We start from the raw sequence: 25,767 nt of genomic DNA, 5'->3' as shown, positions 1-25,767 counted from the left end.
GTTAACTGGACCATACGGCGGACGATGGAATAAGAGCATGCGGACGGGGTCGCGAATCCCGTTCTTCGAAAGGGCCGTTGGCTTGGCACAGCTGGTGCAGGACAGGGATATAGACGACTCGGAAAGCCCGAGCGGCGCTCGAATCGCGCGCCGGCGCTGGACTCATCCCTTCGTGCTGATCCGCCGCATCTTCGGCAATGCTGTCTTTTCGAGCCTGACGCGGCGCATCCTGTTTTTCAATCTGGCCGCCCTCGTCGTCCTTGTCGGCGGCATTCTCTATCTCAACCAGTTCCGCGAAGGCCTGATCGATGCCCGCGTCGAGAGCCTCTTGACGCAGGGCGAGATCATCGCCGGTGCCGTCTCGGCCTCGGCATCGGTCGATACCAACTCCATCACCATCGACCCACAGAAGCTGCTGGAGCTGCAGGCCGGCCAGAGCATCACGCCCGTTCCGAACGATGAGGATCTCGAATTCCCGATCGATCCGGAAAAGGTGGCGCCGGTGCTGACGCGGCTGATCTCGCCGACACGCACCCGCGCCCGCATCTTCGATGCCGACGCGAATCTCTTGCTCGACAGCCGCCATCTCTATTCCCGTGGCCAGGTGCTGCGCTACGACCTGCCCCCCGTCGACGACGAGAAGCAGAGCTGGTCCGACTGGTTCAGCGGGTTGCTCAACAAGATGCTGCAGCCGGGCAACCTGCCTGTCTATAAAGAGGCGCCCGGCGGCGACGGTTCGATCTATCCGGAAGTCATGAATGCGCTGACCGGCGTGCGCGGTGCTGTGGTCCGCACCACAGAGAAGGGCGAGCTGATTGTCTCGGTCGCCGTGCCGATCCAGCGCTTCCGCGCCGTGCTCGGCGTCTTACTGCTCTCGACCCAGGCCGGCGACATCGACAAGATCGTTCATGCCGAGCGTCTCGCGATCATGCGCGTCTTCGGCGTCGCGACGCTGGTCAACGTGGTGCTGTCGCTGCTTTTATCCTCCACCATCGCCAATCCGCTGCGCCGGCTTTCGGCTGCGGCCATCCGTGTGCGCCGCGGCGGGGCGAAGGAACGCGAGGAAATCCCTGACTTTTCCGCCCGCCAGGACGAGATCGGCAACCTGTCGATCGCATTGCGCGACATGACATCGGCACTCTATGATCGCATCGATGCCATCGAGAGTTTTGCAGCCGACGTCAGCCACGAGCTGAAAAACCCGTTGACGTCGCTGCGTAGCGCTGTCGAGACGCTGCCACTCGCTAAGAGCGATGATTCGAAGAAGCGGCTGATGGACGTGATCCAGCACGACGTTCGCCGCCTCGACCGCCTGATCAGCGATATCTCCGATGCATCGCGGCTTGACGCCGAACTTGCGCGCCCGGATGCGAAGTCGCTCGATCTGGAAGTACTGCTGCGCGACATGATCGATATTTCCAGACAAGTCGGCCACAGCAAGAAGGCCGTCGAAATCGAATATGTCGTCGACCGCAAGCCGGGCAACAAGACGAATTTCTCCGTCGAGGGTCACGACCTGCGCATCGGTCAGATCGTCACCAATCTCATCGAAAACGCACGGTCCTTCGTCCCGGCGGAAACCGGCAAGATCACCGTGCGGCTGACGCGGACACGGACGCGTTGCGTCATCTATATCGAAGATAATGGTCCCGGCATTCAGGCCGAAAATATCGACCGCATCTTCGAACGCTTCTATACTGACCGACCCGAATCCGAAGGTTTCGGGCAGAATTCCGGTCTCGGCCTTTCGATCAGCCGGCAGATCGCCGAAGCGCATGGCGGCTCGCTGCGCGCCGAGAATATCGTCGACAGCGATGGCTCGACGTTGCTCGGGGCACGGTTCATCCTGTCGCTGCCCGCCCAGACGCAGGCGTGAGCGCTCGCATGATCGGCGAAGCGACCAATATCCACGCCACGGCGATCGTCATCGGCAAGACCGGGCTCCTGTTTCTCGGCCCTTCGGGCAGCGGCAAATCCGCCCTCGCTTTTTCGTGCCTTGCCGCTGCCAAACCGCTCGGGCTGGCGGCAAGCCTTGTTGCCGACGACCGGGTGCTGATCAGCGAGCAAAGTGGCTCCGTGATTGCGAAATGCCCGCCCTCGATCGAAGGGCTCATGGAAATCCGCTATACCGGCATCGTCCGGATGCCTTACATTTCCGAAGGCGAAATGCACTTCGCGGTCCGCCCCGTCGATCCGGCCACGGCAGAAAGGCTGCCGCCGGAAGACGAGCAGGTCGATATTACCGGCTCCATCCGGTTGCCCTTGATCCGCCTAGCCGCAACCTCCGCGAATCCGCTGGCCATAATAATAGCGAAAATCGGCGCGAGTTTCGGCTAATCGGCCATTTAGGCCCGAACAGGCATGCAAATCCTATATTTTAAGCTTGCACTTCGCCTTTTCATCGCCAAGATGTCCCCCCACCGGTGGACGACATTGCTGCATTGCGATATTGGCCACCTGTTTGCGTATGCCATGGGAGCAGTAATATCATGATTGGACTTGTGCTTGTCACTCATGGCAAGCTGGCTGAAGAGTTTCGGCATGCCGTCGAGCATGTCGTTGGTCCGCAGAAGTTCATAGAGACGGTATGCATCGGTCCCGAAGACGACATGGACAAGCGGCGGCAGGACATTCTGCAGGCCGTTGCCGGCGCCGATGACGGGCACGGCGTCATCATCCTCACCGACATGTTCGGCGGTACTCCTTCCAATCTCGCAATCTCCGTCATGAATAGCGGCCATACCGAGGTCATCGCCGGCGTCAATTTGCCGATGCTGATCAAGCTCGCGGGCGTACGCGGCGACAACAACATGGAAAGAGCTCTGGCGGAGGCCTCAGAGGCCGGGCGCAAATATATCAACGTGGCCAGCCGTGTGCTCAGTGGCAAATAACGAGGCAAACACCGCCCCCATGACCGAGCTTTCCCGGGAACTCCTGATCATCAACAAGCGGGGCCTGCATGCCCGTGCCTCCGCGAAATTCGTCCAGACCGTCGAAGCCTACGACGCCGTGATCACCGTTTCAAAAGACGGTACCACGGTCGGCGGAACTTCGATCATGGGCCTGATGATGCTGGCAGCCAGCCCGGGCTGCAGCGTGCTTGTCGCGGCAAGCGGCAACCAGGCAGCCGAAGCGCTCGAGGCGCTTGACCAACTGGTCGCCAACAAGTTCGGCGAGGAAATGTAGGCTTTTCCGCCTGCTATCGCGGATATAAAGACATAAAGACTTCTTTATATCATTATTGATTTCCACCCTGAAGCCTGCTACACGGCATCATCCACACGCTGTCAGCGTGCAATTCTTGTTGCATTCGGCCGAGGCGTCTGCCCGCGGCGCGACTGCATCGTTCAGGCTGGAGACCTTCATGAGCACTGAAAAGGACTACATCGTCGCGGATATCGGCCTTGCCGACTTCGGCCGCAAGGAAATCACGATCGCCGAAACCGAGATGCCGGGCCTGATGGCCTGCCGCGCCGAATTCGGCGAAGCGAAGCCGCTGAAGGGCGCCCGCATCACCGGCTCGCTGCACATGACGATTCAAACAGCCGTTCTCATCGAGACGCTGGTGGCACTCGGCGCTCAGGTGCGCTGGGCATCCTGCAACATCTTCTCGACGCAGGACCATGCCGCCGCCGCAATCGCCGCATCCGGCGTTCCGGTCTTCGCCGTCAAGGGCGAGAGCCTCGAAGATTATTGGATCTACACCGACAAGATCTTCCAGTGGGCCGATGGCGGCCTTTCCAACATGATCCTCGACGATGGCGGCGATGCCACGATGTACATCCTGCTCGGCGCCCGCGCCGAAGCCGGTGAGGACGTGCTCTCCAACCCGCATTCCGAAGAAGAGGAAATCCTCTTCGCGCAGATCAAGAAGCGCCTGCAGGCAACGCCTGGCTGGTTCACCAAGCAACGCGACGCCATCAAGGGCGTCACGGAAGAAACCACCACGGGCGTCAACCGTCTGTACCAGCTCAGCCAGAAGGGCCTGCTGCCCTTCCCGGCCATCAACGTCAACGATAGCGTCACCAAGTCGAAGTTCGACAACAAGTACGGCTGCAAAGAATCGCTGGTCGACGGTATCCGCCGCGCCACCGACGTCATGATGGCCGGCAAGGTCGCTGTCGTCTGCGGCTATGGCGATGTCGGTAAGGGTTCTGCCGCTTCGCTTTCCGGCGCCGGCGCCCGCGTCAAGGTCACGGAAGTCGACCCGATCTGCGCACTGCAGGCTGCCATGGACGGCTATGAAGTCGTTCAGCTCGAGGACGTCGTTTCCTCGGCCGACATCTTCATCACCACGACCGGCAACAAGGACGTCATCCGCATCGACCACATGCGTGCGATGAAGGACATGGCGATCGTCGGCAACATCGGCCACTTCGACAACGAAATCCAGGTTGCCGCGCTGCGGAACCAGAAGTGGACGAACATCAAGCCGCAGGTCGACATGGTCGAATTCTCCAAGGGCAACCGCATCATTCTGCTCTCGGAAGGCCGTCTCCTGAATCTCGGCAACGCCACCGGTCACCCGTCCTTCGTGATGTCGGCTTCCTTCACCAACCAGACGCTGGCGCAGATCGAGCTCTTCACCAAGCCCGGCCAGTACAAGAACGAAGTCTACGTTCTGCCGAAGCACCTCGACGAGAAGGTCGCCCGCCTGCATCTCGCCAAGCTCGGCGTGAAGCTGACGGAGCTTTCCGAAGAGCAGGCATCGTATATCGGCGTGACGCCGAAGGGCCCGTTCAAGTCCGACCACTACAGATACTGATTATTAAAACAGTATCCACAACATCTTGTGGCCCTGGCATTGACAAATGCCGGGGCTTATTTTTTAGCCAGCTCCCTTCCCCCGGATTCTCCTAGGCAGTATTGTTTTTACACTTGATTCGTGACGAACCGGGCGTGCCCGGAGCCATGAAAATGGGATGTCTTGTCAGGATGCGGCACATTAAAAGACGGAGACAGACCTCTTATGTTTGAAGGGGAAGACAAACTGCATCGACCAGCGCTACACGGAGTGGCGGCGCGGTTGCTGCAGGGCGGCGTATATCGGCTTTCGACAGGGGCAAAGCAGGGCAAGGGCCGACTAGCGCGCCTGAGCCGCCTGTTGAGGCTCAGCGTTTTCGGCGGGCTGTTGATCGGTCTGGCCGGGCCCGTTCTTGCGCAGGGCAATGACGTCACGCAGGCGGGCATGCGCCTCTTCACCTCCTCGGAAATGGCCGTCTTCTCCGTTATCATCGGCGTGATCTCCGCCGCACTCCTGTCGACCATGTGGATGGTTCGGCAGCGCGGGAATATGGAAAGCGAAAGCCGCGAGATCCGCACGGCCCTTTCGGATGCCAATCAGCGTATTTCGCAATATCAGGCGCTGATTGCCGACAAGAACCGCCGGATCGTCATCTGGGATGGCCAGAATGCTCGGCCGGAACTGCTCGGACAGCTGCCGGTCGAGACCGGCGCGCCGCAGGACAATGAATTCCTCGCCTTCGGCCGCTGGCTGAAATCATGGTCGGCCGGCGAGCTCGACAAGGCGATCGACAAGCTGCGCGGCAGCGGTCAGAGCTTCGACATGGTGGTCGAAACCAATCGCGACGAGATTCTGGAAGCGCAGGGCCGCATTTCCGGCGGACGCGCCTTTGTCCGCTTCATTGCGCTTAACAATCTGCGCGCCGAACTCGCCGAACTGAAGATCGAGCGCGACCGGCTGATGACCTCGATCTCCGCGTTCCAAAATCTGCTCGATGCCATCGACCTGCCCGTCTGGCAGCGCGATGCGGAAGGTAAGCTCACATGGGTCAATCAGGCCTATGGCGAGGCCGTGGAAGCGGTTTCGACAGATGAAGCCGTGCGCGAGGGAAGGGAATTCCTGACGACCGTGGCTCGCGAACGCATTCGGGCAGCCGCTACGCCGGAGTCGCCCTTCCACGACAAGATTTCGACCGTGGTCCACGGCAACCGCACCTTTTTCGACGTTGTCGATGTCAAGTCGCCAAATGGCTCCGCCGGCATTGCGATCGATATTTCCGAAGCGGAAGCGATTCGCGCCGAGCTTGCCCGTACGCTGAAGAGCCATGCCGAAACCCTCGACCATCTGGCGACACCGGTTGCGATTTTCGATGGCGACAGACGGCTGCAATTCTACAATCAGGCCTTCGTCCAGCTCTGGGAACTCGATATCGCTTTCCTCGAGAAACGACCGGACAATAGCGAGCTCCTGGACCGGCTGCGCGGCGCCAAGAAGCTACCGGAGCAGCTGAACTGGAAGACCTGGAAGGATGACGTCCTTTCGGTCTATCGCGCGCTCGACACGCAGACCGATCTCTGGCATCTCCCCAACGGTCAGATTCTCAAGGTTTTCGCGACCGCGCATCCGCAGGGCGGCGCAACTTGGGTATTCGAGAACCTAACCGAGCAGGTCGATCTCGAAACGCGCTACAACACGCTGGTCAAGGTTCAGGGCGAAACCATCGACCATCTTTCCGAAGGCGTCGCCGTTTTCGGTCCCGATGGCCGCATCCGCCTGTCGAACCCTGCGTTCCGCATTCTCTGGAACATTACCGAGGCACAGGCAAAGCCCGGCACGCATATCCAGACACTGGCGGAGGCATGCGCACCTTCCTATGACCGGCCTGATGGCTGGAAGCGGTTTGCCGAGCAGATCACCAGCTTCGACGACGAGCGGCCCTCATCGCAGGGCACACTGGAGCTTTATTCCAATCTGGTGCTCGACTACGCCGTCATTCCGCTGCCGAATGCGCAGACCATGCTGACCTTCGTCAACAAGACCGACAGCGTGCGCGCCGAACGCGCCCTGACCGAGAAAAACGAAGCGCTGCTGAAGGCGGACGAGCTGAAGAACGATTTCGTCCAGCACGTCTCCTACGAGCTGCGTTCGCCGCTCACAAACATCATAGGCTTCACCGACCTCTTGAAGACGCCGGGCATCGGCTCGCTGAACGAGCGGCAGGCCGAATATATCGACCATATCTCGACCTCTTCTTCCGTGCTGCTGACGCTGGTCAACGACATCCTTGATCTCGCGACGCTCGACGCCGGCATCATGCGGCTGAACTATTCCGAGATCGTGCTCTCCGATCTGCTCGACGAAGTCTCTATGCAGATCGCCGACCGGCTGCAGGAAAGCGGCGTGATGCTTGAAATCACCGTGCCGGCTCATCTCGGCTCTATCGTCGCCGATCAGCAGCGGCTGAAGCAGATCCTGCTCAAGCTTCTGACAAATGCCGCGAATTTCGCGCCCGAGGGATCGACGATCACCTTGAAATGCGGGCGAGAGAGCACAGATTTCGTTTTCTCGGTTGCCGACAAAGGTCCAGGCATACCGGAGGATTTGATCAATGCGGTGTTCAACCGCTTCGCCTCCGGCGGCAAGGGTGGCAAGCGCAGCGGTGCCGGCCTCGGCCTTTCCATCGTCGAAAGCTTCGTCAGCCTGCATGAGGGCGAGGTTTCGATCGAAAGCCAACCGGGCAAGGGAACGACGGTCACCTGCCGGATTCCTTCGGCCGAACTGCCCCACTCCGTCGCAGCAGAATGACAGCCCCAGAGACCAGCATTTCCCTTTTCCTCGCAGATGACGCCGCCACAGCCCAGCTCGGCGAAGATCTGGCGATGGCTCTGAAGGTCGGCGACTGTCTGGCCTTGTCGGGCGATCTCGGCGCGGGAAAATCCTCGCTCGCCCGCGCGCTGCTGCGCGCCATGGCCGACGATGCCGAACTGGACGTGCCGAGCCCGACCTTTACCCTCGTGCAATCCTATGAGCTGCGCATCCCGGTCTCGCATTTCGATCTCTATCGTCTCGGCGATCCAAGCGAGTTGACGGAGCTCGGCTTCGACGAGGCGCTCCAGACCGGCATCTGCCTTGTCGAGTGGCCCGAAATGGCCGAGGGCGAGCTGCCGAAAGAACGCATCGATCTCAAACTGACGCATGAGGGCGAAGGACGGCGCGCCGTCCTCACGGCACCGGCCAAGCAGATAGCACGCATCGAACGCGTATTGGCTATACGCGCCTTTATCGATTCGCATGGCTATCGCGGTGCCGCCAGACGTTTCCTCACCGGCGATGCCTCGCTGCGGGCTTACGAGTCCCTTTATCCCGCCGATGGCAGCGACCGCGTGATCCTGATGGATTGGCCACGGCTGCCGGAAGGGCCCCCGGTGCTTGACGGCAAGCCCTATCCCAAGGTCGCGCATCTCGCCTGGGATACCTACCCCTTTGTGGCGATCGCCAATATTCTCAGCAAGAACGGCTTTGCCGCCCCCCAAATTTTCGCCGCCGACTACGATCTCGGCATTCTTCTGATCGAGGATCTCGGCACCGACGGCGTGCTCGATGCGGAGGGAAAGCCGATCGCCGAGCGTTATCGGGCGAGCGTCGCCTGCCTCGCGCATCTGCACAGTCTCTCCATTCCTCGCGACATCCCGGTCACGCCGGATCACATCCATCACATTCCGGATTTCGACCGGACGGCGATGAAGATGGAAGCGCGGCTGCTGCTCGACTGGCATCTGCCCTGGAAGCGCGGCACGCCAGCAAGCGACGAGGAACGGGCCGACTATCTGGTGATCTGGGACAGGCTGATCGATCAGCTCGACGATGCGGAAAAGAACCTGCTGCTGCGCGACATGCATTCGCCAAACATCATCTGGCGGGCGCATGAACAGGGCATAAAGCGTGTCGGCATGATCGATTTCCAGGATGCAATGATCGGGCCGACCTCCTATGACGTCGCCTCGCTGGTGCAGGATGCGCGCGTGACGATCGAGCGCGATCTGCATGACCAGCTGATGTCAGACTATCTCGCACTTCGTCATGCCCAGGGCGGTTTCGACGAGGCGAAATTTCTGAAGAGCTGGGCGATCATGTCGGCGCAGCGCAATTGCAAGCTTGCCGGCCTCTGGGTGCGGCTCTTGCAGCGTGACGGCAAGCCGGGATATTTGAAGCATATGCCGCGCACGCTCGCCTATCTCGCCATCGCCTTTGAACACGAAGCGCTCGCACCCTTGCGCGAATGGTGCGAGAAGGCCGGCATTGGCCGGGCATAGCGAACCAGACCCCGCGACGGCTTTCCGGCCCTGTGCTATGGAAATCAGATAGCGAATCGAAAGTTCGAGACGAAATGACCATCAAGCAAGCCATGGTATTGGCCGCGGGGCTTGGAACCCGCATGCGGCCGATCACCGATACCATCCCGAAGCCGCTGGTGAAGATCGCTGGCAAGCCGATGATCGACTATACGCTGGATGCGCTGGTGCAGGCAGGTGTCGAGCGGGCCGTCGTGAATGTGCATCACCATGCCGACCAGATGGAGGCGCATCTGCGCAGCTATCGCGGCCTTGAAATCCTGATTTCCGACGAGCGGGACGCGCTGATGAACAATGGCGGCGGGTTGGCAAAAGGATTGAAGCTTCTTGGTCGAGAACCGGTCTTCGTTATGAATTCGGATCTCTTCTGGATTGGCGAAAGAGAAAACCAACCGACGAACCTTGAGCACTTAGCCGGATTCTTCGACGCAGACCGTATGGAGTTTGGGATGCTCTGCGTGGCGTTGGAGAAGACGACGGGCCACAACGGCAAGAATGATTTCAGCATGGCTGAGGATGGTCGCCTCTCACGCTATAGCGATGTCACCGGCAACGGCGTAGTGTATGCCGGCACGTTGGTCATCAATCCGTCGTTTCTCGATGACGCGCCAGACGACGCCTTCAACATCAACACATATTACGACAAGGCCATCAAGCGCGGCCGGCTCTATGGCACGATGCTCGACGGTCACTGGCTGACTGTCGGCACGCCGGAGGCGGTCGGGGAAGCGGAGGAAACGATCCGGAATTTCCGGGCGTTTGCGTGAGCCGATGGCGGGCGGACACCGGCAACGCATTCTGACGATTCCGGCAGGCCTGCCCTTCCTGAAAACGCTTGCGACAGCGCTCTGCGATGGCCGGCTGACCGAGCATTTCCGTCACGATCCGGCGGACCCGCTGTCGCTTGCCAAGGTCAGCATCTTTCTGCCGACGCGGCGCGCAGCGCGCGTGCTGCGTTCGGAATTCGTCGACCTGCTCGGCGGCCGCGCCGCCATCCTGCCCGTCATCCGCCCACTCGGCGAAACCGATGACGACAGCGGCTATTTCGAGGAAGCCCTGCCCGAAACGGCCGACCTGGCGCAGCCGCTTGCCAATACCGCCCGACTGCTGGAGCTGGCCCGGCTGATCCTTGTCTGGCGCAACAAGCTGCCGCAGATCGTGCGCGATATTCACTCCGATTCGCCGCTAGTGGCGCCGGCAAGCCCGGCGGATGCTATTTGGCTCGCGCGCAATCTCGCCGAACTCATTGATTCGCTGGAGACCGAGGACCGTGAATGGAGCGAGCTTGCCAATCTCAGCGCGGAGGATCATGCGCTCTGGTGGCAGCTGACGGCCGAATTCCTGGCGATCGCCAGCGCCTTCTGGCCGGCGCGTCTTGAAGAACTCGGAAAGTCCTCGCCCGCCCGCAACCGTAATGCCATCCTGCGCGCCGAGGCGCAGCGCATCTCCAGGATGCTGCATCCAGGGCCGGTTATCATAGCAGGCTCGACGGGCTCAGTGCCGGCAACGGCTGAGTTGATTTCAGCGGTCGCTACCTTGCCGCAAGGCGTGATCGTGCTGCCCGGCCTCGATCTTGCGATGCCGGAAGAGGATTGGCAGCTCGTGGCGCCGGAGACATCCATCGGCGAAAGAGCCGATCCGACGACGCGCAGCCATCCGCAATATGGTCTCTCCCTGCTGCTGAAACGGTTGCAGGTCACGCGGCGCGATGTCGAATCCATCGCGGATGCGGTTGAAACCATGCAGATGCGGGCGCAGATCCTGTCGCGCGCGCTGGCGCCGGCCAAGGCGACGAGCGGCTGGGGAAGCTGGCGCAAGACGCTTGCTCCCGATGCGATAGCGGACGCATTCGCCGACGTGGCGCTGATCGAAGCGGCCAACGAGCGTGAGGAGGCGACCGCGATCGCCATCGCCTTACGGCTGGCGCTGGAGAAACCGGGGCGCAACGGCGGCGAAAGCCAGGCGGCCTTGATTACGCCCGACCGCAATCTCGCGCGGCGTGTGACAGCGGAGCTTGCCCGCTTCGGTATCACCGCCGACGATTCTGCCGGTACGCCGCTGAACGCGACGCCACAAGGCATGTTGCTGCAATTGCTGCTGGAGGCGTCGCTCCGACCTGGCGATCCCGTTGCCGTTGTCGCGCTGCTCAAACATCCCCTCGCCTTGTTCGGCCTGCCTGCGGAGACACATCGGCCTGCTGTCGATGCGCTGGAGATCCTGGCGCTCAGGGGTGGCGTCGACAACATCGACATCGGCAGGCTGGAAACCCTGCTGGACGACCGCGTAGCGGAGCAGGCCAATGACCGATATGCGCCGCAATGGCGCAAAGCGCTGCCGTCCGAGGCCATCGAGCATGCGCGGGCGCTCGCCCAGCGAGTGACGGCGGCATGCGAACCGCTGGTATCAGCGCTTTCCCTGCCGGCTTCAGAGGGTCTCCTCACACTTTCGGATTGGGCGGAGCGTACCGGCCGCGCCCTGGAAGCTGCGGCCGCCGACGAGCGTGGCAGCCTGGCAGGCCTCTGGTCCGGCGAGGCGGGAGATACGCTTGCCAGTCTTCTTCGGGATGTCATCGAAACCGATGGCCAGCTGGAAGGGGACGGCGTGCAGTGGATCGACATCATGGCAGCACTGTGCGTGGGCCAGGCGGTGAAGCCACGGGCGCTCAGCCATCCCCGCCTCTTCATCTTCGGCACGCTGGAAGCGCGCCTGCAGAGCGTCGATACGCTGATCCTCGGCGGGTTGAACGAAGGATCCTGGCCGGGGCAGTCGGCAAACAATCCCTTCATTTCGCGCAGTATGAAGACCGAGATCGGTCTGGAACCACCGGAGCGCCGTATCGGCCAGCTTGCGCACGATTTCGAAATGGCAAACGGCACCCGCGATCTGATCTATTCCCGCGCCCTGCGCCAAGGTTCGACGCCGACGGTCGCCTCACGCTGGCTGCAGCGGCTGATCGCACTCGGCGGCAAGGAACTGGAAGAGGCCATGAAGGCGCGCGGCGACCAGTATCGCCACTGGGCCGCAATGATCGACGAGGGTGAAAACCAGGCTCCGGCGCTGCGGCCGGCGCCGAAGCCGCCTGCAGAGCTGCAACCGAAGAGCTATTCCTTCAGCGAGGTGGGGCGGCTGCGGCGCGATCCCTATTCGATCTATGCCCGGCGCGTGCTGCGGCTCGATCCGGTCGATCCGTTCAACCGCGATCCCGGGCCGGCCGAGCGCGGTACGCTCTACCACAAGATCATCGATCGTTTCGTCCGCGAAGGGCATATTGCCGGCACGCCGGATGCGGCGCTCGCTATGGATCGCATTATTGCGGAGCTTTTCGATGCCGAGCGGCTACCTGTTCACATCGACAGCGTCTGGCGCCCGCGTTTCCGCGAAGTGGCTCGCGCCTTTCTTGTCTGGGAAGCGGAACGACGGCCCGAAGTGCGCAAAACGGCAACGGAAGTGCCGGCCGGCGTCGAGATCGAACCGATCGGCATTCGTCTCACAGGCGTTGCCGACCGCATCGATATCAAGAGCGACAAGGGCGCCGACCTCATCGATTATAAGACCGGCTATAATCCCTCGCCGCCACAGGCGCGCGCGCTACTCGATCCGCAGCTGGCGCTGGAAGCCTATGCGCTGAAGGCCGGCGCCTTCCGCAATATCGGCGCACTGGTGCCGGAAAACCTGCTTTATGTCCGGCTGCGGCCCGGCGATCGCTTCAAGGTCGATCAGGTCAACAACGAGCATTCCGGCCGCGGTGGCAAGACGGAAACGAAGTCGGCTATGGATCTCGCGCAGGAATCAATGGACCAGCTGGTGAAATTCGTTTCGCTGCTGCAGTCGGGCGAGAAGGGTTTTTCCTCGCGGCTGATTCCGGCCCAGCAGTTTGAATATGGCGGCGACTATGATCACCTCGCCCGTGTCTCGGAATGGTCGACGGCCGAGAGCGAGCAGGAAGGCGGCGGCGATGAGTGATTTTTCCGCCGACGACATCGCCACGCTACCCGAGAGCGACGATCCCGGCGTCTGGATCAGCTGGACGACGATCCAGCAATCCATCGCCTCCGACCCCGAACGCTCGGCCTGGGTCTCGGCCAATGCCGGCTCCGGCAAGACGCATGTGCTGACACAGCGTGTGATCCGCCTGCTTCTGGCAGGTGCGCGGCCCTCGGCGATCCTCTGCCTCACCTATACCAAGGCGGCAGCGTCCGAAATGTCGAACCGTGTCTTCGATCGGCTTGCCGACTGGGCGACGATGCCGGACGAGGAGCTGAAGAAACGCATCGCCGATATCGAAGGCAAGGAGCCCGATCTCTTCAAGCTCGCCGAGGCACGCCGTCTCTTTGCCAAGGCGCTGGAAACGCCCGGCGGATTGAAGATCCAGACCATCCATGCTTTCTGCGAGGCTTTGCTGCATCAATTTCCGCTCGAAGCAAACGTCGCCGGCCACTTCTCCGTTCTCGACGACCGCGCCGCCGAAGTCCTGCTCGACGACGCGCGACGCGCCTTGCTGACGGCAACGACGCCGTATGGCGATGCCGAACTGGCGCGAGCTTTCGACTATGTGCTCGATCTCGGCGATGAATCCGGCCTTGAGACCCTGCTTGGCGACATCGTCGCCAATCGCAATGCCATCCGCCGCTTCACCGAGGCCGCCGAGCGCAAAGGCGGCATCGAGGCCGCACTGCTTGCCCGGCTTGGCCTTACGCCCGGTGAGACGGAAACGAGCATTGCCGAGCAATATTGGCCGCTGCCCGGCCTCTCCGGCGCGACGCTGGAGCTTTATCTGACGCTTGCCGACGAGAAGGGCGGCGCCAAGGCTCAGGAAGTTGCTTACGCGCTGCGGCTTGCGAAACGCGAGGCAGATCCGCTTGCCCGCGCCGAAATCCTCGAAAAGGCTATGCTGACTGCCAAGGGCGAACCAAAGTCGGACAGCCAGTTCTTCGTCAAGGCGATGCTTGCTGATGCGCCGGCACTCGCCGATGCCGTCGCTGAGGCACGCGCCCATGTCGTTGCTTGCCGCGACCGGCTGAAGCTGATGCGGATGTATCGCGCCACCCATGCCGCCCTCATCCTCGCCGATCGCTTGAACCGCGACTACGAGGAGCTAAAGAAGCGCCGCAGCCAGCTCGATTTCGAAGACCTCATCACCCGCACGGCCGATCTCTTGACCAAGAAGGATGTCGGCCCCTGGATTCACTACAAGCTGGATCAGGGCATCGACCACATTCTCGTGGACGAGGCGCAGGATACCAGCCCGATCCAATGGAGCGTCATCCAATCGCTGGCGGAGGATTTCTTCTCCGGCGACAGCGCCCGGCCGACGCTGCGCACGATCTTTGCTGTCGGTGACGAGAAACAATCGATCTATTCGTTTCAGGGCGCCCGTCCCGAACGCTTTTCCGAGGAAAGCGACCGCACGCGGCGGCGCGTGGTGGCGAGCGGCCAGCAATTCTCGTCGATCCGCCTGCCCCTCTCCTTCCGCTCGACAGCCGATGTACTCGGCGCCGTCGACCATGTCTTCACCAGCCCGGAGAATGCCCGAGGACTCAGCGCCCTCAACGAGCCTGTGGTGCATCGCTCCAGCCGCATCGGCCATCCCGGAGCCGTCGATCTCTGGGAGACGATCGCGCCGGAGCCGGCCGCCAAGGAAGAAGACTGGACGGCACCTTTCGATTCGACGCCGGAGAGCGCGCCGGCCGCCATCCTGGCGCGACGAATGGCGCACATGATCGGCAATCTGATCGGTCGGGAAACGATCATCGAGAAGGGCAAGGCCCGTTTCATCGAGGCCGGCGACATTCTCGTGCTGGTGCGCAAGCGCGACAGCTTCGTCAACGCGCTGACCCGCGCCCTGAAACGACGGGGCAACATTCCTGTTGCCGGCGCCGATCGTCTGGTGCTGACGAGCCATATCGCCATTCAGGATCTTCTGGCGCTCGGCCGCTTCCTGCTGTTGCCGGAAGACGATCTTTCGCTCTGTGCCCTCATGAAGAGCCCATTGTTCGACCTTAGCGAAGAGGATGTCTTTGCCGTTGCCGCCTATCGCGACGACGAGGAAAGCGTCTGGAGCCACCTGCAGAGATTTGCCGCAGAGGGACATGACCGCTTCAGCCAGGTGGTCGAACGCTTAAGAACCTTCCTTGCTTTGTCCAGGAGCCTTCCTGTCCATGATTTTTATGCACGGGTGCTCGGAAGCTTTGGCGGCCGGCGGAAGTTTCTGGCGCGGCTTGGCACAGAGGTCAGCGATATCCTCGACGAATTCCTGACCTTCACGCTCGATCACGAGACAAGCGGCCTGCCCGGCCTGCAATCCTTCATCTCGACGCTGGAACTGGAAGCGCCGACGGTCAAGCGCGAGCAGGACAAGGGCCGCAACGAAGTGCGGATCATGACGGTGCACGCCTCGAAGGGATTGGAAGCGCCGATCGTTTTCCTCGTCGATAGCGGCGGCAAGGCCTTCACCCATACACATCTGCCGAAGCTGCGGTTGATCGAAACCGGCAAAGACGAGATCCCGCTGCCGGTCTGGGTGCCGGTCTCGGCGCTTGCCAATTCGCTGACGCAGACCGATACGGCGCGGCTGCAGGCGCTGGCGGAGGAGGAATATCGCCGGCTGCTCTATGTGGGCATGACGCGCGCCGCCGACCGGCTGATCATTTGCGGCTACCGCGGCATCCGCGAAAATGCCGATACCTGGCAGGCGATGATTTCCGCAGCGCTGCGCGGGGATGAGCTGCGCTGCACGCAGAAGACCTTCACCGGCCCGGATGGCGACTGGCAGGGCTTGAGCTGGCGGGTTGCCCAGGTTCAGCTCGAATTCGAGACCGCGAGGGAGCATGAGAAACGCTCCGAACGCGCTGGCCTGCCCGACAGCCTCAACCGCCCGCTGCCGCCGCAAAGAAGCCTGCCGCGGCCACTGAGCCCCTCCGGCGTCGGCACTGTCATCGATGAGGAAGCCGACGATCTGCTGGTGACTTCGGCGCTTTTCGGCGAGAAAGCCAAATCCGACCGCGCCTTGCAGAAGGGTCGCTTCATCCACCGTATGCTGCAGACCTTGCCTGAAATCGCGCCAGAAGAGCGCGCCGATGCCGCCCGGCGCTACGCCGAGCGGGCCGCGCGCTTCTGGCCGCGGGCCGAGCAAGGGGCGCTGGTGAAGTCAGTCATGGCGCTGCTGTCGCATCCGGATCTGCAGGGCACGTTCAGCACCCATGCGCAGGCGGAAGTGTCGATCATGGGCACGCTGAAGCTCGGCAGCCAATCCTATGCCGTTTCCGGCCGCATCGACCGGCTGGCTGACCTAGACGATCGTGTCGTCATTCTCGACTATAAGACGAATCGCGTGCCTCCTGCCGAGGAAAGCAGCATCCCCTTCGCTCACAAAGCTCAGCTGGCCATCTACCGCGAGATCCTTTCGCCGCTTTATCCGGGAAAGCGCGTCGACTGCATGCTGGTCTATACCGAAAATGCCTCGATCTACACGCTGTCGGATAGGGCACTTGCATTGGCGCTTGCGGAGCTCGAAACAAAGTGAAATACCAGATATTGAAATATGGGCACCGCACCATCACATATCTAGCAACCCGCAAATCCTGGTAAGGAGCAGCCTATGGCTACCGTTAAAGTCGATACCTCCAACTTCGCCACCGAAGTGCTGCAGTCTGCAGAGCCTGTTGTCGTTGATTTCTGGGCCGAATGGTGCGGTCCGTGCAAGATGATCGCCCCGGCTCTGGAAGAGCTTGCCGTGCAGTTCGAAGGCAAGGTCAAGGTTGCGAAGCTCAACATCGACGAAAATCCGGAACTGGCTGCCCAGTTCGGCGTTCGCTCGATCCCGACGCTCGCCATGTTCAAGGCCGGCGAAGTCGCTGACATCAAGGTCGGCGCCGCTCCCAAGACGGCCCTGCAGAACTGGATCTCCAGCGCAGCCTGATCGGTATCGACTGTAGGAACAAGAGCCCCGCTTCGGCGGGGTTTTTTGTTGGTGCGGAGAGAGCGGGTCATCCTTGCCCTTCGAAGCTTCGCACCTCAGGGTGAGGATGGAGCAGGCTCCTCTCCATGGCAACGCAGAGGCAACGAAGAAATGAGCCCGTAGCGGCTGGGTGCGAAGGTCAGCCCTCATACTGAGGAGGCCCAGGCCGTCTCGAAGCACGAGGGCGGGTGGTTGACCACCCGGCCAGAATCACCGCGGCGGCGTGCCGTTGTCGGCAAGGACATCGCCGACCAGATAGAGCGAACCGCCGATCAGAATGCGTGGGGGAGGCGAATTTGGCGCGGCCGCACCCTTGATCGCATCCAGCGCCTCAACGACGCTGGACATGGGTTCGGCGACAAGGCCGGCATCATAGGCTGCATTCGCCAGGATGACTGGATCGATCATGGCTTCGCTGCCGCGGATCGGCACGCAATAGACCTTTTCAGCCAGGCCGACAAAGGCTTTGAAATAGCCGATCGGATCCTTGGTATTGATCATGCCGATGATCAGAAACAGAGGCCGCGGCTGGCGCTCCTCGAAATTCGCCATGGCCTCGGCGATGACTTCGCCGGCGCCGGGATTGTGGCCGCCATCCACCCAGATCTCGGCGCGCTCCGGGACATGCGCAACCAGCTCACCTTCCGTCAGTCGCTGCAGGCGGCCCGGCCATTCGACCGAGGTCATCGCCTTTTCCATCATCGCTTCGGTCACGACGAAGCCGGCAGCCTTGACGGCGCGGATGGCGGCAGCGGCATTTCCATATTGGTGGCGGCCCGGCAGGCGCGGCAGCGGCAGGTCGGCAAGGCCGAACTCGTCCTGATAGACCAGCTTGCCGTATTCCTCATGGGCGGAGAAATCCTGGCCAAAGACGGCGGTCGGACAACGGAGCCGCTCGGCCGTCGAGATCAGCACGTCGAGTGCCGCATCATAGTCCTGATGGCCTATGACGACGGGATGGCCCGGCTTCATGATGCCGGCCTTTTCGGCAGCGATCAGTTCGACGCGGTCGCCGAGATAGGGCTGGTGATCGAGCGAAATCGGCATGATGACCGACACGGCGGGATCGGAAATGACATTCGTGGCGTCGAAACGGCCGCCAAGGCCAACCTCGATGACGGCAACATCGCCCGGATGTTCGGCAAAGAGGAGAAAGGTCGCGGCCGTCAGAATTTCGAAGACGGTGATCTTTTGCCCGCCATTGGCCTTGGCGATGCGTCTCAGCGCATCGGCAAACACAGCATCGTCGACGAGCTTGCCGCGGCCGCCCTTGACGCCGATGCGATAGCGCTCGTGCCAATTGACGAGATGCGGCGAGGTGTGGACGTGCACGCTATAGCCGCCGGCTTCGAGCAACGCGCGGCAGAAGGCCGTGACGGAACCCTTGCCGTTGGTGCCGGCGACATGGATCACCGGCGGCAATTTCTGATGAGGATTGCCGAGGGCGTCGAGCAGCCGGGTTATTCTCTCCAGAGAAAGATCGAAGCCCTTGGGGTGCAACCCCATGAGCTTCTCGATCTCCCGTGCTGCCTCGCTCATTGCGGATTGGTCCATAGACGTCATCCCGCACCTCCGCCCGTCGGCAATCGATAATGTCAGGCGCTCGCTGCTATCGCCAGTGCCGCGCCATTCTTATTCTTGACCGATACGTCGTTTGCCGGCGCCTTGGTCAGGATCTTCAGAAGCGTCGCCAGGGTGTCAGGAATGTCGTGACGCTTGACCACCATATCCACCATGCCGTGCTCCAGCAGGTATTCCGAGGTCTGGAAGCCCTCGGGTAGCTTTTCGCGCAGCGTCTGCTCGATCACGCGCTTGCCGGCGAAGCCGATTTCAGCCCCGGGTTCGGCCAAATGAATGTCGCCAAGCATGGCGTAGGAGGCCGTGACGCCGCCGGTCGTCGGATTGGTCAAAACTACGACGTAGGGCTGGCCAGCTTCCTTCAGCATGTCGACGGCAACCGTCGTGCGCGGCAGCTGCATCAGCGACAGAATGCCTTCCTGCATGCGGGCGCCGCCCGAAGCCGGGAACATCACGACAGGGCATTTTTCGGCGATCGCACGCTCGAAAGCCTTCACGATAGCTTCGCCGGCCGCCATGCCGAGCGAACCGCCGATGAAGTTGAACTCATGCACGATGGCAACGAGCTTCAGGCCGCGAACTTTGCCGACGCCGGAGAGGATCGTATCCTCCTGCTCGGTCTTCAAGCGGCTGTCCTTCAGGCGGTCGGTATATTTCTTCGAATCCCGGAACTTCAGCGGATCCTGCGCGACCTTCGGCTGCGGCAGGGCTTCGTATTCGCCGTTGTCGAAGAGATCGGCAAGGCGAGCTTTGGCCGGCATCTTCATATGGAAACCGGAAGCAGGGATGACCCACTTGTTGTCTTCCAGATCCTTGTGGAAGACCATTTCGCCCGTTTCCGGGCACTTGATCCAGAGATTCTCCGGAACCTCGCGACGGCCCAGCATGGAATTGATCCGCGGGCGGACGTAGTTCGTGATCCAGTTCAATTCGAAACTCCTAATCGACCGAATTAATCGATATCCTAGTCGTCACCAAATGCCCATAGGCTTTTCCCCTCAATCCGCAGGGGATTGATGAGAGGCCTATATGGAAAAACTATTCGGCGGCAACAAGGCGGGCGGAACGCGTTCCTGTCGACAGGCCGCGCACCAGGGTGGCGACAGCCTGGATGGTGTCTGCTGTTGCCTTGCCATCCTTGGTGAGGCTGGTGGCAATCTGGTTGACGATCGCTGTGCCGACGACAACGCCATCGGCAGACGCACCGATCAGCTTGGCATGTTCGGCCGTCTTGACGCCAAAACCAACGCAGACCGGCAGACCGGTATGCTGCTTGATGCGCTCGACGGCACCCGACACCAGCGAGGGATCGGGCAATGCCGAACCGGTGATGCCGTTCATCGAGACGTAATAGACGAAACCGGTCGTGTTCTTCAGAACCGTCGGCAGGCGCTTGTCATCGGTGGTCGGCGTTGCCAGGCGGATGAAGTTGATGCCCTTGCGAATGGCCGGAATGCAAAGCTCGTCATCCATTTCCGGCGGCAGGTCGACGACGATCAGGCCGTCGATGCCGGCGGCGATCGCATCGTCCAGGAACTTTTCGACGCCATAGATGTAGATCGGATTGTAATAGCCCATCATCACGATCGGCGTATCGGCATCGACCTTGCGGAAATCGGCGGCGAGCTGCAGCGTCTTCTTCAGCGTCTGGCCGGCCTTCAGGGCGCGCTGGCCGGCAAGCTGGATCGCCGGGCCGTCGGCCATGGGATCGGAAAAGGGCATGCCAAGCTCGATGACGTCGGCGCCGGCTTCCGGCAGCGCCTTCATGATGCCAAGCGAGGTCTCGTAATCGGGATCGCCGCCCATGAAATAGGTGACGAGTGCCGGGCGGCCTTCAGCCTTCAAAGCGGCGAAGCGTTTGTCCATACGTGCGGTCATGGCGTCTAACTCACATTCCCAGAATCTTGCCGACGGTAAAGATATCCTTGTCACCGCGGCCGGAGAGGTTCATCAGGATGATCTCGTCCTTGCCCATCTTCGGGGCACGCTTGATCACTTCGGCGAGCGCATGGCTCGGCTCGAGCGCCGGGATGATGCCTTCGAGGCGCGTCAGCGTCTGGAAGGCTTCGAGCGCCTCATGGTCCATGATCGGCACATATTCGGCGCGGCCGATATCGTTCAGCCAGGAATGTTCCGGGCCGATGCCAGGATAATCGAGACCGGCCGAGATGGAATGGCCTTCCTTGATCTGGCCATCGCCGTCCTGCAGCAGGTAGGTGCGGTTGCCATGCAGCACGCCGGGCGAACCGGCGGTGATCGAGGCGCAATGCTCATCACCCTGCAGACCCTTGCCACCGGCTTCGACGCCGACGATCTTGACGCTCTCGTCATCGAGGAAAGGATGGAAGATGCCGATGGCATTCGAGCCGCCGCCGACGGCCGCAATGACGAGATCCGGCAGGCGGCCTTCGGCCTCCAGAATCTGCGCGCGGGCTTCGGTGCCGATCACGGCCTGGAAATCGCGGACCATTTCCGGATAGGGATGCGGGCCGGCGGCCGTGCCGATCAGGTAATAGGTGTCTTCGACATTGGTGACCCAGTCACGAAGGGCTTCGTTCATGGCGTCCTTGAGCGTGCCGCTGCCGGCTGTCACCGGAATGACCTCGGCGCCCAAGAGCTTCATGCGGAACACGTTCGGCGCCTGACGCTCGACATCGGTTGCGCCCATGTAGACGACGCAAGGCAGGCCGAAGCGGGCGGCGACGGTCGCCGACGCGACGCCGTGCTGGCCTGCGCCGGTTTCGGCGATGATGCGCGTCTTGCCCATGCGCTTGGCGAGCAGGATCTGGCCGATGCAGTTGTTGATCTTGTGCGAGCCTGTATGGTTCAGCTCCTCGCGCTTGAAGTAGATCTTCGCGCCGCCAAGCTCGGCCGTCAGGCGCTCGGCAAAATAAAGCGGGCTCGGCCGGCCGATATAATGTGTGCCGAGAGACTTTAGCTCCGCCTGAAAGGCCGGATCGTCCTTCGCCTTCGCCCATTCCTCCTGTAGGTCCAGGATCAGCGGCATGAGCGTTTCGGCTACGAAACGACCGCCATAAATACCGAAACGGCCATCCTCATCGGGGCCGGAGCGGAAAGAATTGGGTTTGGGCGTCTGGTTCACTTTCTACTCCCTGCTGCCGGTTCCGGCAGGCATGCTTCTGTAAACGCGTCGAAAAACTGGTCGATCTTGCCTAGATCCTTCACGCCCGGCGAACTCTCGAGGGCGGAGGAAAGATCGATACCGCTGGCCTTGGTGGAAGCCAGCGCCTCGGCGACGTTGTCCTTGTTGACGCCGCCGGACAGCATGTAATCCACTCGATCGTCGAGCCAGCTCATCAGGCTCCAATCGAAGGATACGCCGTTTCCGCCCGGCAGCACAGAGCCGGCCGGCGGCTTGGCATCGAAGAGGAAGCGGTCGGCAATGCCGATATAGGATTCCACCCGCTTCAGATCGTCGGCATCGCGCACCGACATGGCCTTCATGACGGGGACATTATGGACCGCCTTGATGGTCAGCACACGCTCCGGGCTTTCGTTGCCATGAAGCTGCAGCATATCGGGCTTCACCAGTGCCATGATCTCATCGAGATCGTCATTGGTAGGATCGACCGTGACGGCAACGACCTTCGCCTTGCCGCGGGCACGCTCGGCGAGCGCTCCGGCAAGATCCGGCTCGATATACCGCGGGCTCTTTTCAAAGAAGATAAAGCCGATATGGGTGGCACCGCGCTCAAGAGCACGATCCACCGCTTCCGGCGTCTTCAGACCACAAATTTTGATATCGGGGTTCATGGCAGCGGAGTGACACGAAATTTCGCAAGAGTCGAGCCTAAAGGCGACGTTGGCGGGATTTTTGCGTGGTTCCAGAGCCATCATACCTCAAGGAAAAGCGCCCCTCACCCCAACCTTCGCCCCGCGTGCGGGGAGAAGGTGGACTTGAACAGTTGAGCAACGCGAAACTGTGAAAGGACGGATGAGGGGCTATTGCCCTGGGCACGCTCCAGCATTGCTCAGGCGGAATGCCGCTCAATCAAAATCAATCGCGTGCAGCTGACTTCCGTGACGCTTCAGCCAGGCTTTGGCCTCGTCCATGTCGGGGCAGAGCTTGCGGCAGAGCGCCCAGAAGCGTGGGCCGTGGTTCATTTCGCGTAAATGCGCGACTTCGTGAGCGGCGAGATAATCGATGACCAAGGGCGGCGCCATGACGATGCGCCAGGAGAAGCTCAGATTCCCTTGCGAGGAACAGGAGCCCCAGCGGCTGCGGGTATCCTTCATGGTGATTGACGTGACGTTGGCGCGGATGGTCTTGGCGTGGACAGCGACAAGCTTTTCCAGATCGGCGCGCGCCTCCTTCTTGAGGAAGGTGGCGATGCGGCGGCCGGCATGTTCCGGCATGCCGCTGACGCGCAGAACAGGCATGCCCTCGATGGTGACGGCTTCGGTGAGGCCGCGCAGAGTGCCGGTATGCTCGATCCGGTGACGCACGCCGCGCAGAAGGATTTCGCTGCCGCTGCGCAGGCTGCTGTCGACGGAGAATTTCGCGAGCTTCGTCAGCAGCCAGCCTTGATGCCGGTCGAGGAAGGCGTTGACCTCGCGTGCCGCCAACCCACGTGGAATGGTCATCTTCAGCGACCGCCCGCCGGGCTCGATCCTGAGCGTGATGCGGGTCGCGCGCTCGTGCTGACGGATCGTCAGCGGCATCAGCCGGCCGGCGACATCAAGCGTGCGCGTTTCCGGCGCGGCCAACTTGGCTTGCGGTTTGCGGGATCTGGAGAGCAGCGGAAACATGAGGCAGTTTTATATGATTCGCCAAAGCGCGTCGCAATCTTTCAGATTTGCTCCTTGCGCTTTGGTTCTCGATTTTCGCATATCGTCATCGCAAAACCGCCGCGCACTTTTGCGCGACTTGCTTTGCAGATTCTGGCAAAGAAAAACCGGCATCGGATGATGCCGGCTTTGACCTCGTGACGGAACTCCCGTCACGGCGTCTGGAATTCAGTCGGCGAGCCGCCATTGTCATTGCGCTTGACGCTGTTGCGCTCGCGCATGAAACGGTCGAACTCATCCTGATCCTTGGCACGGCGCAGCTCGCGGACATAGGTGTCAAACTCGGCGCGCATCTCGTCCAGCTTGCGGCGCTCCTCTTCGAGGCGCTCAAGCTCTGCCCGGCGCCAGTCGTCGAAGGCGACGTTGCCGGTGGAGAAGGAGTGGCGATGACGATTGCGATGACGTCCGCAGCCAGCAAACATGCCGTCGGTCCTTTCGTTTACATCCCGTTTGAATTCCCGCAGACGTTCTCCAAAGAGAATATAGGCGAGCATGGCAAAGCCCAGCGGCCAGAAGACCACGAAGCCAAGCACCATCAGGGCAATAGTAGCCGGAGTCCAATCCGGGCGAAGCAATGCAGATTGATTCATTGTCAGGTATCCTCGCACGGCGCATCGCCCTTCGACCGAGACCGGTCAATGGTCAGGCTTCTGCGCGGTTTTTAAAGCTCTACCTGCATCTCAGCGCGTTCCAAGGACGCGCGGCGCGGTAAACGGCCCGATCACTGCGGTACCGCTGGAATCGAGATGGTAACCTCTTCGTGAGGCTTCAATGGGATCGCCAGGCGGATTCGCACAAGTACTTGAATCCGCCTGGATAATTCAACAAAAGCTAATAGTTTGCCCAGCAGGAACTGTTCGGTTCCTCAACAAGCTCCGAACCGCTCTATCCCATTGATTTTGCTTGCGCTCAGGCGGACTTTCCGCCCTTGATGACGCGCTTGACAACCGACCGACCGGTACGGGCATGCTCGCGGGTGAAGGCCAGGATGCGCGGCGCGATCTCGCGGCGGAAGCGCGAGCCGTTGAAGACGCCGTAATGGCCGACATCCGGCTGCAGATAGTGCATGCGCATATGATCGGGGATATTGGTACAGATGGTTTGCGCCGCATGGGTCTGGCCAACGCCGGAAATATCGTCGTTTTCACCTTCGACGGTTAGAAGCGCGACGTTGCGGATGGCGGAGGGATCGACGCGCTCGCCGCGATGCATGAGCTCGCCCTTGGGCAGCGCGTGTTTGATGAACACCTGATCGACTGTCTGCAGATAGAACTCCGCCGTCAGATCCATGACGGCCAGATATTCGTCGTAGAAATCGCGGTGCTTCTCGGCCGGCTCGCCGTCATTCTTGACGAGGTGTACGAAGAAGTCCTTGTGGGCGATCATGTGCCGATCGAGGTTCATCGACATGAAGCCGGAAAGCTGCAGGAAGCCGGGATAAACGGGCCGCATGAAACCCGGCTGCGGCCAGGGCACGTTCATGACGACATTGTCGGCAAACCATTCCAGCGGCTTCTCCTTGGCGAGCTGGTTGACGGCAGTCGGATTGATGCGGGTATCGATCGGGCCACCCATCAGCGTCATCGACGACGGCGCCAGGCGATCGCCCGCCGCCTCCATCACGGCCGCCGCTGCGAGAACCGGGACGGATGGCTGGCAGACGGCGACGACATGCGTATCCGACCCGAGGTGGTGCAACATCTCGATGACGTAATCGATATAATCCTCGAGATCGAAGGTGCCCTCTGTCATCGGCACCATACGCGCATCGATCCAGTCGGTGATGTAGACGTCAGCACCCGGCAGCAGGGCTTCCACCGTGCCGCGCAGCAGCGTCGCATAGTGGCCGGACATCGGCGCGACGATCAGAATGCGGGGATCGGCGCCATGGCCGGCGGGCAAGCTGCGCTCGAAATGGATGAGATTGCAGAAGGGCTTCTTCCAGACGATCTTTTCGTGCACGGAGACGCGTTTGCCCTCAATCTCGGTTTCAGGCAGGCCGAATTCCGGCTTGCCATAGCGCCGGGTGGTGCGCTCGAAAACCTCGAGGCTCGCCGTCAAGGTGCGGCCGAATACGGTATGCGAAAGGGGATTAAGGGGATTGGCGTAGGCCAGGCGCATCATGTCCGCCGCGGCGCGAAAAGGGGCGAGAGCGGCATGATTGAGTTCATAAAACTGATAAAACATGGGGGCTTTACCTTTCGTGATGCGGGGCATCCGGCCGCGCAAATCACCTAAATCATTGAAGCGCACGCGTCTTGCGTGTCGCTGCCTTCACTGCGACACTCCTCCGGTCGCGCTGCGCAGCAGGATAATGACCGCTCCTC

19 protein-coding genes are annotated in these 25,767 nt (G+C 61.3%); 11 read left to right on the top strand and 8 right to left on the bottom strand.

The window, feature by feature from the left end:
- Positions 1-82 precede the first annotated feature (82 nt).
- The 11 genes from AC13RE_RS24635 (at position 83) to trxA (ending at position 17,014) form a co-directional block, all read left to right on the top strand.
- On the top strand, positions 83-1,876 hold the full coding sequence (locus tag AC13RE_RS24635; RefSeq protein ID WP_015338204.1) for a sensor histidine kinase: 1,794 nt from the start codon (positions 83-85) through the stop codon (positions 1,874-1,876).
- A gap of 8 nt (positions 1,877-1,884) precedes the next feature.
- A complete protein-coding gene (locus AC13RE_RS24630; RefSeq protein WP_132719599.1) occupies positions 1,885-2,337 on the top strand; it encodes an HPr kinase/phosphorylase in 453 nt (150 codons plus the stop codon).
- A gap of 152 nt (positions 2,338-2,489) precedes the next feature.
- Entirely contained in the window at positions 2,490-2,891 is a 402-nt protein-coding gene (locus AC13RE_RS24625; RefSeq protein ID WP_488564866.1) for a PTS sugar transporter subunit IIA, read from the top strand.
- 19 nt (positions 2,892-2,910) lie between these two features.
- Positions 2,911-3,186, top strand: a complete 276-nt coding sequence (locus AC13RE_RS24620) for an HPr family phosphocarrier protein (RefSeq protein WP_015338201.1) — start codon at positions 2,911-2,913, stop codon at positions 3,184-3,186.
- A 178-nt stretch (positions 3,187-3,364) separates the two neighbouring features.
- Positions 3,365-4,765, top strand: coding sequence for an adenosylhomocysteinase (gene ahcY, locus AC13RE_RS24615; RefSeq protein ID WP_015338200.1), 1,401 nt, complete (start codon positions 3,365-3,367; stop codon positions 4,763-4,765).
- A 204-nt stretch (positions 4,766-4,969) separates the two neighbouring features.
- Positions 4,970-7,549, top strand: coding sequence for a PAS domain-containing sensor histidine kinase (locus AC13RE_RS24610; RefSeq protein ID WP_488564865.1), 2,580 nt, complete (start codon positions 4,970-4,972; stop codon positions 7,547-7,549).
- On the top strand, positions 7,546-9,057 hold the full coding sequence (tsaE, locus tag AC13RE_RS24605) for a tRNA (adenosine(37)-N6)-threonylcarbamoyltransferase complex ATPase subunit type 1 TsaE (protein ID WP_488564864.1): 1,512 nt from the start codon (positions 7,546-7,548) through the stop codon (positions 9,055-9,057). The genes AC13RE_RS24610 and tsaE overlap by 4 nt, the downstream gene beginning before the upstream one ends.
- A 74-nt stretch (positions 9,058-9,131) precedes the next feature.
- Positions 9,132-9,863, top strand: coding sequence for a nucleotidyltransferase family protein (locus AC13RE_RS24600; RefSeq protein ID WP_488564863.1), 732 nt, complete (start codon positions 9,132-9,134; stop codon positions 9,861-9,863).
- 4 nt (positions 9,864-9,867) lie between these two features.
- Positions 9,868-13,059, top strand: coding sequence for a double-strand break repair protein AddB (addB, locus tag AC13RE_RS24595; RefSeq protein ID WP_488564881.1), 3,192 nt, complete (start codon positions 9,868-9,870; stop codon positions 13,057-13,059).
- Positions 13,052-16,618: a double-strand break repair helicase AddA gene (gene addA, locus AC13RE_RS24590; protein ID WP_488564862.1), complete on the top strand. Its 3,567-nt coding sequence runs from the start codon at positions 13,052-13,054 to the stop codon at positions 16,616-16,618. Before addB ends, addA begins: the two co-directional genes overlap by 8 nt.
- Before the next feature lie 75 nt (positions 16,619-16,693).
- Positions 16,694-17,014: a thioredoxin gene (gene trxA, locus AC13RE_RS24585; protein WP_015338194.1), complete on the top strand. Its 321-nt coding sequence runs from the start codon at positions 16,694-16,696 to the stop codon at positions 17,012-17,014.
- 249 nt (positions 17,015-17,263) lie between these two features.
- Here trxA and AC13RE_RS24580 read toward each other — a convergent pair whose 3' ends face one another.
- From AC13RE_RS24580 to AC13RE_RS24545, 8 genes are all read right to left on the bottom strand, one after another.
- Positions 17,264-18,616 (bottom strand): bifunctional folylpolyglutamate synthase/dihydrofolate synthase, encoded by a 1,353-nt coding sequence (locus AC13RE_RS24580; RefSeq protein WP_488485810.1) that lies wholly within the window; start codon positions 18,614-18,616, stop codon positions 17,264-17,266.
- A gap of 32 nt (positions 18,617-18,648) precedes the next feature.
- On the bottom strand, positions 18,649-19,560 hold the full coding sequence (accD, locus tag AC13RE_RS24575) for an acetyl-CoA carboxylase, carboxyltransferase subunit beta (protein ID WP_015338192.1): 912 nt from the start codon (positions 19,558-19,560) through the stop codon (positions 18,649-18,651).
- 109 nt (positions 19,561-19,669) lie between these two features.
- A complete protein-coding gene (gene trpA, locus AC13RE_RS24570) occupies positions 19,670-20,509 on the bottom strand; it encodes a tryptophan synthase subunit alpha (RefSeq protein ID WP_488564861.1) in 840 nt (279 codons plus the stop codon).
- 10 nt (positions 20,510-20,519) lie between these two features.
- On the bottom strand, positions 20,520-21,734 hold the full coding sequence (trpB, locus tag AC13RE_RS24565) for a tryptophan synthase subunit beta (RefSeq protein ID WP_132719612.1): 1,215 nt from the start codon (positions 21,732-21,734) through the stop codon (positions 20,520-20,522).
- Entirely contained in the window at positions 21,731-22,405 is a 675-nt protein-coding gene (locus AC13RE_RS24560) for a phosphoribosylanthranilate isomerase (RefSeq protein WP_488564860.1), read from the bottom strand. The genes trpB and AC13RE_RS24560 overlap by 4 nt, the downstream gene beginning before the upstream one ends.
- A 234-nt stretch (positions 22,406-22,639) precedes the next feature.
- Complete coding sequence (locus AC13RE_RS24555) at positions 22,640-23,401, bottom strand: M48 family metallopeptidase (RefSeq protein ID WP_488485815.1); 762 nt, start codon at positions 23,399-23,401, stop codon at positions 22,640-22,642.
- 191 nt (positions 23,402-23,592) lie between these two features.
- Positions 23,593-24,030, bottom strand: a complete 438-nt coding sequence (locus tag AC13RE_RS24550) for a DUF2852 domain-containing protein (protein ID WP_132719618.1) — start codon at positions 24,028-24,030, stop codon at positions 23,593-23,595.
- A 319-nt stretch (positions 24,031-24,349) separates the two neighbouring features.
- A complete protein-coding gene (locus AC13RE_RS24545) occupies positions 24,350-25,627 on the bottom strand; it encodes a polyhydroxyalkanoate depolymerase (RefSeq protein ID WP_488485816.1) in 1,278 nt (425 codons plus the stop codon).
- Between the last annotated feature and the right edge of the window lie 140 nt (positions 25,628-25,767).

Source organism: Martinezella sp. CNPSo 3959 (assembly GCF_057784355.1).
Note: the sequence above shows the minus strand (reverse complement) of the source record. Positions and strands in the feature narration are given on the sequence as shown.